At 46.0% G+C, this 13,438-nt stretch carries 8 protein-coding genes and 4 pseudogenes; all 12 read right to left on the reverse strand.

Going from position 1 to position 13,438, the window contains the following annotated elements; all coding sequences use genetic code 11:
* Positions 1-64: 64 nt before the first annotated feature.
* The 12 genes and pseudogenes from V6N89_RS19625 to mutL all read right to left on the reverse strand — a co-directional run bounded on the left by V6N89_RS19625 (position 65) and on the right by mutL (position 13,410).
* A pseudogene (locus tag V6N89_RS19625) lies at positions 65-1,493 on the reverse strand (aldehyde dehydrogenase family protein).
* 35 nt (positions 1,494-1,528) lie between these two features.
* Positions 1,529-3,170 (reverse strand): annotated as a pseudogene (locus tag V6N89_RS19630) (acetolactate synthase large subunit).
* A 106-nt stretch (positions 3,171-3,276) separates the two neighbouring features.
* The gene (locus tag V6N89_RS19635) at positions 3,277-3,684 is read right to left on the reverse strand and encodes a DUF4112 domain-containing protein (protein ID WP_346993135.1); all 408 of its coding nucleotides are present in this window, start codon (positions 3,682-3,684) and stop codon (positions 3,277-3,279) included.
* 27 nt (positions 3,685-3,711) lie between these two features.
* On the reverse strand, positions 3,712-4,791 hold the full coding sequence (gene hemH, locus V6N89_RS19640; RefSeq protein WP_338519077.1) for a ferrochelatase: 1,080 nt from the start codon (positions 4,789-4,791) through the stop codon (positions 3,712-3,714).
* A 238-nt stretch (positions 4,792-5,029) separates the two neighbouring features.
* Positions 5,030-6,633 (reverse strand): annotated as a pseudogene (locus tag V6N89_RS19645) (AbgT family transporter).
* A 290-nt stretch (positions 6,634-6,923) separates the two neighbouring features.
* The gene (hflC, locus tag V6N89_RS19650; RefSeq protein WP_338519078.1) at positions 6,924-7,805 is read right to left on the reverse strand and encodes a protease modulator HflC; all 882 of its coding nucleotides are present in this window, start codon (positions 7,803-7,805) and stop codon (positions 6,924-6,926) included.
* 6 nt (positions 7,806-7,811) lie between these two features.
* Positions 7,812-8,963: an FtsH protease activity modulator HflK gene (gene hflK / locus V6N89_RS19655; protein WP_346993136.1), complete on the reverse strand. Its 1,152-nt coding sequence runs from the start codon at positions 8,961-8,963 to the stop codon at positions 7,812-7,814.
* A gap of 65 nt (positions 8,964-9,028) precedes the next feature.
* Positions 9,029-10,319, reverse strand: a pseudogene (gene hflX / locus V6N89_RS19660) (ribosome rescue GTPase HflX).
* 17 nt (positions 10,320-10,336) lie between these two features.
* On the reverse strand, positions 10,337-10,588 hold the full coding sequence (gene hfq / locus V6N89_RS19665) for an RNA chaperone Hfq (RefSeq protein ID WP_346993137.1): 252 nt from the start codon (positions 10,586-10,588) through the stop codon (positions 10,337-10,339).
* Positions 10,589-10,666: 78 nt separating this feature from the next.
* A complete protein-coding gene (miaA, locus tag V6N89_RS19670) occupies positions 10,667-11,602 on the reverse strand; it encodes a tRNA (adenosine(37)-N6)-dimethylallyltransferase MiaA (protein ID WP_338519081.1) in 936 nt (311 codons plus the stop codon).
* A 1-nt stretch (position 11,603) separates the two neighbouring features.
* Positions 11,604-11,942: a hypothetical protein gene (locus V6N89_RS21870; RefSeq protein WP_338519082.1), complete on the reverse strand. Its 339-nt coding sequence runs from the start codon at positions 11,940-11,942 to the stop codon at positions 11,604-11,606.
* The gene (gene mutL / locus V6N89_RS19675) at positions 11,923-13,410 is read right to left on the reverse strand and encodes a DNA mismatch repair endonuclease MutL (RefSeq protein ID WP_431189740.1); all 1,488 of its coding nucleotides are present in this window, start codon (positions 13,408-13,410) and stop codon (positions 11,923-11,925) included. The genes V6N89_RS21870 and mutL overlap by 20 nt, the downstream gene beginning before the upstream one ends.
* Positions 13,411-13,438: the final 28 nt, after the last annotated feature.

Below are 13,438 nucleotides of genomic sequence, written 5' to 3' on the forward strand. Positions count from 1 at the left end.
GAGCAAAAAGTCTATCTACGTCAGCAAAAAGGCGCTAATTTAAGCGCCTTCTTGTAATCTGCCATTACGGCGTACGTATTACCATTAGTCGAGTTTCTGTCATATCCTCAATGGCGTAACGAATGCCCTCGCGACCTAAGCCCGAGTCTTTTACCCCCCCATAGGGCATATTGTCGACACGCCAACTTGGAACATCACCAATGACTACGCCACCAACATCTAACACATTCCAGGCCTTATGTGCCTTGTAGATGTCTCGAGTGAATACACCTGCTTGTAGTCCATATCGACTGTTATTCACCTCTTCAAGCGCATCGTCATAGTTGTCAAACGGCACCAAGATAGCCAAGGGCCCGAATGCCTCTTCAGCGCTTGCATCACAGTCTTTCGGAACGTTTTCCATCACCGTTGCTTCAAGCATGGCGCCGTCTCGTATACCTCCACATAAAACAGTGGCGCCCTTCTCTTTTGCGTCTTCAATCCACCCGTGTAATCTCTCTGCTTCTCCAACAGAAATCATGGGGCCAATAAAAGTATCTTCGTCTGAAGGATCGCCAGATACCAATGCCTTTACTTTTTCAACAAAGCGCTGTTTGAATTCATCAAAGATACTACTGTGAACAAGCAAACGTTGAACACTGATGCAGCTTTGTCCTGACTGATAAAATGCACCGATAATAACGCGCTCTATTGCATCGGCGATATCAGCATCCTCATCCACAATACATGCTGCATTTCCACCTAGTTCAAGCACAACAGGTTTTTTGCCAGCTTTCGCTTTCAGTGCCCAGCCCACATCTGGCGAACCGAGTAAAACTGAGTAGCTTTAGTCGCTCGTCGGTTGTAAATAGATCAGCGCCGTCCCGGCTACAAGGCAAGATGGAAAACGCGCCTTTTGGTAAGTCTGTCTCAGCGAGCACCTCGCCAATGATGAGCGCACCAATAGGTGTACGAGAGGCAGGCTTGAGCACAAAGGTGCAGCCAGCGGCTATCGCTGGAGCAACCTTATGTGCCGCAAGGTTAAGCGGAAAGTTAAATGGAGATATAAACGAACAAGGTCCAATAGGTACCTTCTTAGTCATACCTTGATACCCTCTAGCACGAGCGGATATCTCCAGGTTAACCACTTCACCGTTAATACGTACTGATTCTTCAGCCGCTATTTTAAACGTGTCAATCAGTCGACTAACTTCGCCTTTAGCGTCTTTAATTGGCTTGCCCGCCTCTATACACAGGGCCTGAGCAAGTTCATCTGCTCTTTCAGTAAAGCGTTTCACACAATGCTCTAAGACGGCTTGACGCTCATAGGGGGCCATTGCCGTCATAGCGGGCTGCGCTTGCTGTGCTGCTGCAATGGCCTTATCTATCGTATCAGCGTCCGCCATTGCCACCTTCGTCGCCACATCTCCGGTGTACTTGTTTGTAACCTCAAGGTCTGTGTTGGCAAAATGTGCCTCGCTAGCTAAATAATACGGATAACTGTCCTTCAACATGTCTAGGCTCCTTTTGTTTGCCTTTTCATTTGCGCCTACAGCTTAGCGCTGAGCTCTTTAATAGTATGATTGAGTGTCTCGTCATTCATGCTGTAATCAACAGGGCAGTCAATGATATGCACGCCAGGTGTGTTCAAACACTTTTCAACCAATGGAATAAGTACATCAGTATCATCAACTCGCCAGCCTTGGGCGCCATAACTTTGAGCATATTTGACAAAGTTTGGGTTGCCATAGTCTAGCCCGAATTCATCAAACTGCATGTTCGCTTGTTTCCACTTAATCATTCCGTACGCGTCATCGCGCAAGATGATCACAACGAGATCCAGCTTAAGCCGAACTGCGGTTTCAATTTCCTGACTGTTCATCATAAACCCGCCATCACCGCATACACTGACAACGGGCACATCTGGTTTTACAAGCTTAGCAGCCATGGCTGACGGTAATCCTGCCCCCATGGTGGCTAAGGCATTATCGAGTAACAGAGTATTAGGGTGATAAGCGGGGTAATTTCTCGCGAACCAAATCTTGTACACTCCATTATCTAGAGTGACGATGCCATTTTCTGGCATCACTTTGCGGATATCTCTTACAAAACGTTCAGGCAATATTGGGAAACGGCTGTCATCTTCCGCCTCTGCTCTGTGCGACACATAAGCCTCATGCACATCTTGATAAAAATCGAGCTTCCATCCTTCTTGCGGCGCAATTCCTTCTTTTATCTGCCAGATACTATTGGCGATGTCACCTACCACTTCAAGCTGCGGGAAATACACCGGGTCAACAGCCGCTGGCTCGAAATTCACGTGAATGACTTGTTTGTCGTTGTGATGCATAAAGAAGGGCGGCTTCTCAACCACATCATGCCCTACATTAATGATGAGGTCAGCGCGCTCGATTGCGCGGTGTACGAAGTCACCATCTGATAGCGCCGTGTTTCCAGCAAAGCGCTTGTCACTCTCGTTCAGCACCCCTTTTCCCATTTGGGTAGTAACAAACGGAATACAGGTTTTATCCACAAACTCTCTAAGCATCTTTGCAGTAAGCTTTCGGTTTGCCCCAGCACCAATCAGTAGCAGAGGCGAGTGTGCCTCTTCAATCATGGAAATTGCCTGCGCAATGGCCTTGTATTCAGCAATGGGTCTTCGCGAGGTACTTGGTTCGAGCAAATGCGCAGACGTTTGTTCAGCTGCAATGTCTTCAGGTAACTCTATATGCACGGCACCTGGGCGCTCTTCATGTGCTAATCGAAACGCCTCACGAACCGTTGAAGGTATTCGATCGCCACTTACAACTTGCGTGGTAAATTTGGTGATAGGACGCATCATGTCTACGATATCAATAACCTGAAAACGGCCTTGCTTGCTCGTTTTAATGGGTTTTTGCCCGGTTATCATTAACATTGGCATCGCACCTAGCTGCGCATAGGCCGCTGGGGTTACTAAATTGGTCGCACCGGGTCCTAGCGTTGCTAAGCATACGCCCACTTTGCTAGGTTAGCCGTCCATAGGTAGCGGCCATAAATCCAGCGCCTTGTTCATGCCGAGTGAGCACTAATTTTATAGAAGAAGAGCGAAGTGATTCGAGCAGGTCGAGGTTTTCTTCACCGGGGATGCCAAATATGTATTCGACACCCTCCGCTTCGAGGGCTTTTACAAATAGGTCTGACGCTTTCATTTACTGCACGCTCCTTGTAGAGAGGTATTTCGATAGAAGTGAACACGCTTTTGTTACGCCTACAGTATAGAAAACGATTGATAATTTTATGACATTTATTACGTTCTTAGCTGTTGTCCTTGTCCCATTGCGCTAACTTGGCTCTCGTCGACGCATCCACTTTGGCTTTATTCTCGCCTGTCCACCAGCGCTCCATGATGCGCACATTTTTTTGATTAGCTTTATAGAAAATATCTGCAATATCACCGACAAAAGGAATAAATCCGAGGCCAAAGTCGATAGCAGAGTTTTTGATCATTTGCGCAATGAGTGCTTTAGGCATACCCATTGACTTACCTAGCCAAACAATACGCAAAGAGACAAATAACATGATTGCATCATAAGCTCCCGGTATAAGCCCGACGAGTGAGTCCAACCCCACCCGTATCGGTATGATAGGTAGCTTAACCGCCGTATCGAGCAAATTTGCCATTTTTTGGGCCTTCAGTAAGGCTTTGGGCGCTTTCACATCCATGTTGACCTTCTCCCTCTCACTCGCTATCTATTTATTTGCGCCAAGCGCTCTGGCTAATCCAGCGCGCAGCCCGTTGTCGAGCTCGGCTTTCCACCCATGCAAATTCTCTTGCACGACATCAAACAGCACGTCGATATGCTCTTTATCACTGTTTAACGCCTCAATGTACTCATAACGCTCACCACCTGACTCCATAAAATATTCGCGATTTTCTTCACCAATTTCTTCAATGGTTTCAAGACAGTCAGCAGAAAAGCCCGGGCACATCACCTGAATAGACTTTACGCCTTTTTCAGGGAGTCCTTTCAATGTTTCGTCGGTATAAGGTTTAAGCCACTCTTCTCTACCAAAGCGGGATTGAAATGTGGTCATGTACTCATCATGACTCAAACCCAACTTCTCCGCTAATAGGCGAGACGTTTTATGACACTCACAGTGGTAAGGGTCACCGTTCATTAAATAACGCTTTGGTATACCATGATAGGACAAGATCAGTTTATCGGCGCGTCCGTGTTTTTCCCAGTGCGCCTTCACTTTATTGGCTAAGGCAGTAATAAAGTTATCTCTGTCATTGTAATGATTCACAAAGCGCAGCTCCGGTAGCCAGCGTCGTGATGTAAAGTCCTTGGCTATTGCGTCAAAAGTCGACCCCGTTGTTGATGCACTGTATTGAGGGTATAAGGGCAACACGACTAATTTACGCACGCCTTGAGAAAGCATATTGTCAATCACGTCAGAAATGGCTGGATTGCCATAACGCATTGCAAAATCGACAACTACATCATCGCCGTAGGCAGCTTTGCAACGCTCGGCCAACGCACTTGCTTGCGCTTTAGTGATGGCCATCAAAGGAGACCCTTCCTCGGTCCACACCGTCGAATAAGCTTGTGCTGAACGCTTAGGGCGTATGTTCAAGATGATCATATTGAGCACAAACCACCAAATGGCCTTTGGCACTTCGACCACTCGAGGGTCTGAAAGAAACTCTTTTAGATAAGGACGCAAAGCTTGCTTGGTCGGTGCCTCAGGTGTACCTAAATTTGTCACCAATACGCCTATTTTATCGGCCTGACCGTGGGTAAACCCCTTGTTCGACTTGTATTTCATTAAAGACTATTTCCGAGAAGTATTGCACTGTAAGTTCTCAACACTGAGTCATGTCATGAGAAACTTTTGATATGTGTAATAGTATACTGAATTACCTCAATTAATGATCGTTTACCGCGTGAAAATAAAACGATTATCAGCAGCGCTTTTAACGATTAACACAGCGTAAAACAATATCCCATAAAAAAGGCGGTGCTTAGCTAAGCACCGCCTTTGAAATCCATTACCTCAAGCAACGTTAAGGCTGGTAGTAGGTTGCCGCACCAGGCCCTACTGGCATACCCAATAAAAACACCCAGATATAGAAGAGTATTGTCCAACCTACAATAAAGACCATTGAATAAGGGAGCATCATGGCAATCAAAGTTCCCATTCCCAAATCTTTCTTGTATCGCGCAGCCATGGCCAAGATAAGGCCAAAGTAGCTCATCATTGGAGCGATGACATTCGTCACTGAGTCTCCAATACGATATGCAGCTTGAATAACTTCCGGTGCATAACCAATTAACATGAGCATTGGAACAAAAATAGGTGCTGTAACCGCCCATTGCGCTGATGCACTACCTAACGATAGGTTTACCACACCGCACATCATAATAAACAAGATGAACACTGCTGGCCCATCAAGCCCTGCCGCCTGAAGCAGGGCCGCGCCTTTTACAGCAAGTACGGTACCCAAGTTTGTCCATTTAAAAAATGCAACAAACTGCGCAGCAAAAAAGACGAGTGTGATGTAAAGCCCCATAGCGCCCATGCTTTTAGACATAGCGTCTATAACGTCTTTATCGTTTTTCATAGAGCCCGTTACTTTGCCATAAACAAAGCCAGGAATAGCAAACGTAATGAAGATAAATGCAACAATCCCTTTCAAGAATGGCGAACCAGCCACTTCCCCCGTTTCAGGATGACGCAAAATTCCGTTTTCGGGTACTACGGTTAAGGCTAGCACTGCGCAAACAAGTAAAAATGCTATACCCGCCCAACGAAGGCCTTTTTTCTCAATATCGGTTGGCGCGTCCATTGACTGATTTCCCAAATCAACCGACGCATCTGATTCATCAAATTTTCCTAAACGAGGCTCTACGATTTTCTCGGTAACCAATGCCCCCATAGTGGCAATAACAAATGTACTAATAAACATGAAGTACCAGTTAACTTCAGGGCCAACTACGTAATCTGGATCAATCATATGGGCAGCGGCTTCAGTAATCCCCGATAGCAAAGGATCGACGGTGCCAAGTAGCAAATTCGCGCTGTATCCAGCAGACACGCCGACAAATGCTGCAGCCAAACCCGCTAATGGGTGGCGACCAAGGGAATGAAAAATCATAGCAGCCAGCGGTATTAGCACCACATAACCAAGCTCTGAAGCTGTATTTGAGATAATGCCTGCAAACACTATCGCAAAGGTGACGGCACGTTGAGAAGCGTTCATAACCAGTGCGCGCATAGCAGCAGATAGCAAGCCAGAATGTTCCGCTACAGAAACACCTAACAGTGCAACCAGTACCGTACCAAGTGGCGCAAAACCGGTAAAGTTTGTCACCAAGCTTAGGTGACTATTCTTTGCAGTCCCTCGGCACTCATTAATGAGATGACTTCAATCATGCCATCTGCTTCTCTGCCTTTCGCTCCTTCGGGGCGGGGATCGGCCACGGCAATATCGAAGTAGCCTAAAACACCACTTAATACCACGATAAACAGTGAAAGAAGCGCAAAAAGCGTGACTGGATGGGGAAGTAGGTTCCCTAAAAATTCAACCGTAGCGAGAAATCGCGAGAATAACCCGCCCTTTCCGCCGTTGTTATCGGCAGAAACTGTATTTGTGTTTTCCGTTGTCAAAATTTTCCCTCTGTCGTTTTTCGTCGCACCTACTTCATCGATGACCATGCGGGGAAAGCGAAGCCGTCGTACTACCAGTGGTGCAGTTTTTATAATTAATTCGCTTGTATTTTACCCGATTTCACATAATTTTGGCAGTCAAACCGCGAAATGATGTAGGCATAGGTACTAACTGAATGTGTAGATGCACCAGAAATATTTATGGTGTTCAATAGCTTGCCTAGATAACCCGGACATAAAAAAGCCAGTCTAAACGACTGGCTTCTAGTATTTAATACCAGGCTTAGCGGTTAGTTGCCTCTGGATTGGTTCATGTACTTAAAGAACTCACTATCCGGGGCAATTACCATCACGTCCTGCTTGCTATTGAAGCTTTTCTTGTAGGCATCCATACTGCGAAGGAAGCTGTAGAAATCAGCATTTTTCGAATAAGCATCTGCGTAGATTTGAGCCGCTAATGCGTCACCTTCACCACGAAGTTGACGTGCATTACGCTCAGCGTCAGCAAGCATTACCGTTACTTTTGCGTCAATATTTGCACGAATTACTTCGGCTTGCTCCTGACCTTCAGAACGGTGCTCACGCGCAACGGCAGCACGCTCAGCGCGCATACGTTGGAAGATAGAGTTGCTCACTTCGGTAGGTAAGTTAATTTGCTTAACGCGAACATCCACAATCTCGATACCAAGTTCATCTGACGACGTTGCAGCTTGCTCCATCGCTTGGTTCATCAATGCAGAGCGCTCACCTGAAACGATTTGCGCAATAGTACGCGTACCAAATTCAGAACGTAAGCCGTTATTGACTTTTTGCTTAAGTAGCGCTTCAGCTTGCAGCTTATTGCCACCTGTAGACAAGTAGTAGCGTGCAAAATCATCAATGCGCCACTTAACGTATGAATCTACGATAAGGTCTTTCTTTTCGCTCGTTACAAAACGGTCTGGTGAACCATCAAGTGTTTGGATACGCGCATCCAGCACGCGTACTGAATCAATAAACGGCAGCTTGAAGTGCAAACCAGGTGTAAACACTTTAGTATCGCCAGTCGCGTCATCACGCTGAACTTTACCAAACTGAATAACAATGGCGCGCTCGCCTTCTTTAACCGCAAATAAAGAGCCTGATGCGAGCAATACGATAATGACACCAGCGGCAATGAGTAAATTCTTCATAGCTAATTATCTCCCCTCTCTAATGCTATTGCCGCGTAGGCCCGAAGTTGGTGACGAATTGCGGCTTCTGCCCGCTGCGTCTGTAACCGGTGCCTGTAGGCCTTCTAGCGTGTTACGAGAACGAGGTGTCGTTGATGACTGCTGGCGTTCCATGATTTTATCTAAAGGTAGATACATCATGTTGTTGCCGCCTTTACTGTCTACCAAGATTTTGCTGGTACTGCCTAATACCTCTTCCATGGTTTCAAGATAGATACGCTCTCGTGTAACTTTAGGAGCTCTCTCATATTGAGGAAGTAATTCGTCAAATCGCGCCACTTCACCTTGCGCTTCCAGCGTTACACGCTCTTTGTAAGCTTGCGCTTCTTCATTCATACGATTCACCTGACCACGTGCACGAGGTTCAATTTCTCTTGCATACGCTTCGGCTTCACGAATGAAACGCTGCTCATCTTCCTGTGCAGCAATAGCGTCATCAAACGCATCTTTAACTTGCTCAGGTGGACGCGCGTCACGGAAGTTCATATCAATAATAGATACCCCCATGTCGTATGGCTCAATGATTGACTGCAACTCTTCCCAAACGCGTTGACGGGTCACTTCACGACCGTCCGTAAGCACATCATCCATCGTTGAATGACCAACAACATAACGAATGGCGCTATCCAGCGATTGGCTAAGGCTTTGTTCAGGACTTTCGACAGCAAAAGTCCAGCGGTAGGGGTCAACAACACGGAACTGCATTTCCATTTGAACACTAACCACGTTCTCATCTTCGGTCAGCATAGAGCCTGATGAAGATTGGTCGCGAATAGATTGAACATCTACAGGAATGACTGTATCGATGAAGGTAGGCGCCCAACGAAGGCCCGGCTCTACCTGTTGATGATACTCACCAAATCTCAGCACAACGCCACGCTCGGCTTCGCGAATGGTGTAAAAGCCGCTTACACCCCAGATAATTATGAGTAAGCCAACAAGAATACCAGCGCCAATGCCGCTCAAACTTTTACCTGAGCCACCACCATTACCGCCAGATTTACCGAACTTGCCGAACAAGTTTTTAAAAACATCGTCTAAATCTGGGGGACCTTGCTCTTTCCCACCGCGATTTTTCCACGGGTCGTTATTATTGCCACCCGGCTCATTCCAAGCCATGCTGATACTCCATAGATTACTGTTATATTTTTTGAATTACGCATGCATTTCCCACGAAATGTGGGTTAATGACGCACAACATACTCTGATATTCCGTTTTCCAGACGCTTTTCAAGTCTGTTCCAATCGGCTGCGGGCATTCTTACGTCTACCACCCAGTCACCGTGACTATCATATTCTTCGCTAGCGATACAATTTAAGTCGTATAACACACCACGCAGTCGACTGTGGGCCGGAGGAATCTTTAACGTGTAATTAACCATGCTCTTACCTAGGCATTCGGTCAAAGCTTGGCTAAGTAACTCAGTGCCCTCTCCTGTTTGTGCAGACAACCACACTCGAACAGGTACGCCTTCATCGTTTCTTTCTATACGCGGTTCCACGTCTTCGAGTTTATCAATCTTATTACAGATTAGTAATTGTTGTATTTCTCCGGCTTCAATTTCTTCAAGTACATCGTTAACTTCATCCATCGTTTCGCGATACTTTGCATCAGCAATATCAACAACATGAAGCAACAAATCGGCTTCTTGTGTTTCTTGCAATGTCGCTTTGAATGCAGCAACCAAGTCATGCGGTAGATGACGAATAAAGCCTACCGTGTCAGCAAGTATAGCCGGGCCAACATCTTTTAGTTCGATTTTACGTAATGTAGGGTCAAGTGTTGCAAACAGCTGATCTGCTGCATAAACGTGAGAATCGGTAATAGTATTGAACAGCGTCGATTTACCCGCATTTGTATAGCCAACTAAGGATACCGTGGGTATTTCGGCGCGCTTACGCGAACGACGTCCTTGCTCGCGTTGCTTTTGCACCTTCTCCAAACGACGAAGAATGGCTTTAATACGGCCTCGAAGCAATCGACGGTCAGTTTCAAGCTGCGTTTCACCAGGACCTCTAAGACCAATACCACCTTTTTGACGCTCAAGGTGGGTCCAGCCTCTAATGAGACGTGTAGAGATATGCCTCAATTGCGCTAGCTCTACTTGAAGCTTACCTTCATGGGTTCTCGCGCGCTGCGCAAAAATATCTAAAATAAGCCCCGTTCTGTCCAGCACTCTGCATTTACACACGGCTTCAAGGTTTCGCTCCTGAGAAGGAGAAAGCGCGTGGTTGAAAATAACAACATTAGCATCGTGTGCTTTTACAGCAGCTGCTATTTCCTCTGCCTTACCTGAACCGACAAAGAATTTGGCATGCGGCGCACTGCGTGAAGTGGTAATCACTTCTACCGCATCTACCCCAGCTGAAGACACAAGCAACTCGAGTTCACTTAAGTCCTCTTTGCTGTTCTCGTCGGAAAAATTTACATGAACTAGTACAGCCTGTTCACCTAGCTTCATAACGGTCAAACAAGCGCGTTACCTTTTAAATTATTCACCTTTAGTATTTTCAGAATCTCCTGCACTTGGCATGGTAATAGCGCGTCTTAGAAGTACCACTGTAGAAATTGCATGCTTGTACACCATTTGGCTTACCGTGTTCTTCAGCAAAATAACGAATTGGTCAAAAGACTCAACTTGTCCCTGAAGTTTGATTCCGTTTACCAGATAAATTGATACTGGAATACGTTCCTTACGCAAAGCGTTTAAGAATGGGTCTTGTAAAGATTGCCCTTTAGCCATTTGATATCCTTAGTTTTTATTATTCGCAATAGCAATCACACTATCGCTGCACGTCTAATGTATACCACACTCCAACATCTAAAGTGTGACTTTCGCTGTAATTTTAGTCAAATTATCGTTAGCAAATGTGTCCAGCCATGTAACGTCTTCCCAGCCTCTTAGCCATGTTAACTGCCGCTTGGCTAACTGCCTTGTTGCGATTATGCCGCGTTCTCGCATTTCTGCATAAGGCAACTCACCCGCCAAGTACTGCCACATTTGTCTATAACCCACTGAACGTATAGAAGGTAAATCCTCGTGAAGATCACTTCGTTCATAAAGTTGTTCTACTTCTTGCTCAAAGCCTTGCTTGAGCATCATATCGAACCGCTGTGCAATGCGCTCATGCAACACCGCCCTATCTTGCGGTGCAATGGCAAATTGTGCGATATCATACGGGCATTTGTCACCTTCTTGTTGTTGCCAAAAAGTCAGTGTTTTACCTGTAGACCGATAAACCTCTAGCGCTCTTGTAATACGTTGAGGGTCGTTGGGGTGAATTCTCTCGCCACTCACAGGATCTACGCGACACAACTCATCGTGTAATGCAGCCCATCCCAAACGTTTTGCCTGTTCGTTTATTTCTTCGCGCTTTGCCTCGTCCGACTTAGGTAGTGGCGAAATTCCATTTATCAAGGCATTAAAGTACATCATTGTACCGCCTACCAAGACTGGCAGCTTACCTCTACCTCGAATTTCATTTACTAACCTATTGGTATCATTGACAAATTGAGAGACAGAGTAGCTTTCTACTGGGTCAATAATATCTATCAAATGATGCGCAATTCCTGCTTGCTCTTCCTTCGTCGGCTTCGCTGTACCGATATCCATTCCTTTGTATACCAGAGCCGAATCGACACTGATAATTTCGCAATCAAGGCGTTTTGCTAAATCGATCGCTAGACCCGTCTTTCCCGATGCAGTGGGGCCCATTATTGCGATTACAGGCGATGCAGAATCTATGCCAGCAGACATGTTATTCTCCCCAAACATCAAGTACTTCCTCAAGGGTGCGAACTTTAGCAAATTGCTTTATATATTCCCATTGTTTAGCATCGCTCTGCTGCTCCAACCAGTACCACACCTGACTTGCTGTCTCATCGGCAAAATCTGATAGTGGAATGGCAATCCTTGACGATAAGTGGTTACTCTCCTCATTTGACTCAGTACCACTCACTGAAAGGATGTGAGCAAACCATTTTATCCATGGCAGATGACGCGTGCCCGCGGGAACTTGCTGTAGACGAAGCTTGCCTGCCACCTTGTTAATGTCAAAATGCATCGACGCTAACAAATCAAGGGTATTGTCTTGCACACTGTTGTGCTCTATCGCAATCAAGCATCAATAAAGGTTGCCCATGTTGTGCTTTTAAAAATAGTTCGCTCAACCAGATACTTGCAAGTTTTTCAACGCTAACTAAATAAAGTTTCTGTTCGTGACTATAAAGACGCTGAAAAGCCGATAGATTGAGATAGTTTAGTGTTTGGTTTTCGCTGGTCGATTGCGCCATCATGTCGCTATTTGGCGTCATAAGCGCTGAGTAATTCGATTGATAAGCAGCGCTTGGACCTTTTGCCGACATACTTCGACTTCCGCCACGGCTTTGTAACGAGCCCGAAGCTTGCCCCTTTGGATGATACGTACCAGTATGCACGGAATCACCATGGTGTGAGACATTAGGTTGAGATTGCAACGGCCTAATGTAGTCGTGCGATACGTCTGGCGTCATAAAAGGTGCTTCGTTGCCGTATTCTTGCTCTGTAACCGAGTCGAGTGTCGATGTATCGGTGAGTGCATACAGTGCATCACTTACCGTTTTACAAATAAAATCATGAACCAGGCGCCCTTGTTGAAATCGGACTTCGTGCTTTGCCGGATGCACATTGACATCAACGTCTCTTGGGCTAAGCGTCAAATACACTACAAAACTAGGTTGCTCAATAACGCCCCATACGCTTTCGTATGCTTGCCGTATGGCGTGCATGATAAGTTTATCGCGCATTCCTCTGCCATTTACGAAGCTAAATTGACAATCGTTACTACTGCGTAACATGAGCTCGTTACCAAGCCATGCATCAATGCTAATACCCTCATATTGGGTATTGATATGAACGGCGTTTTGAATAAATTTTTGTCCAACCACTGCGCCAATACGCGTTGCTAGGCTTCCCACCTTATCGGCAATATAGCGCTTAATCACCTTATCGTTGTGCTTTAGAATAAAAGACACTTTCGGATAGCTTAGCGCAATACGTTTTATCACTTCTTCAATGTGTTGGAATTCGGTTTTTTCGGTGCGCAAAAACTTACGCCGCGCTGGGGTGTTGTAAAATAAGTCGGCCACATCAATCGTGGTTCCAATCGGATGTGCCGCAGGCTGAACGTTTACCGCCATTTCGCGCCCTTCACAATACGCCTGCCACGCTTCGGTTTGCTCTTGGGTACGCGATGTTAAAGTAAGTCGACTGACCGAGCTGATACTCGCTAGCGCTTCGCCGCGAAACCCAAGTGACAATATTTGTTCTAGGTCATCGAGTGTGGTGATTTTACTCGTTGCATGGCGACTTAACGCTAGCTGCAATTCATCTTTGATAATACCCGAGCCATTATCTTTGATGCGAATTCGCTTGTGGCCACCTTTTTCAATGTCCACCTCAATTTTAGTAGCGCCAGCGTCTAAACTATTTTCAAGCAGTTCTTTTACGACAGATGCCGGACGCTCAACCACTTCACCAGCGGCTATTTGGTTTGCGAGTTGCGGAGATAAAAGCTGTATAGGCAATGGTTTACCCTGTGATAACTGGTTAATT

The sequence above is a fragment of the Alteromonas gracilis genome, from assembly GCF_036870955.2.
GTDB classification, from domain to species: Bacteria; Pseudomonadota; Gammaproteobacteria; order Enterobacterales; family Alteromonadaceae; genus Alteromonas; species Alteromonas gracilis_A.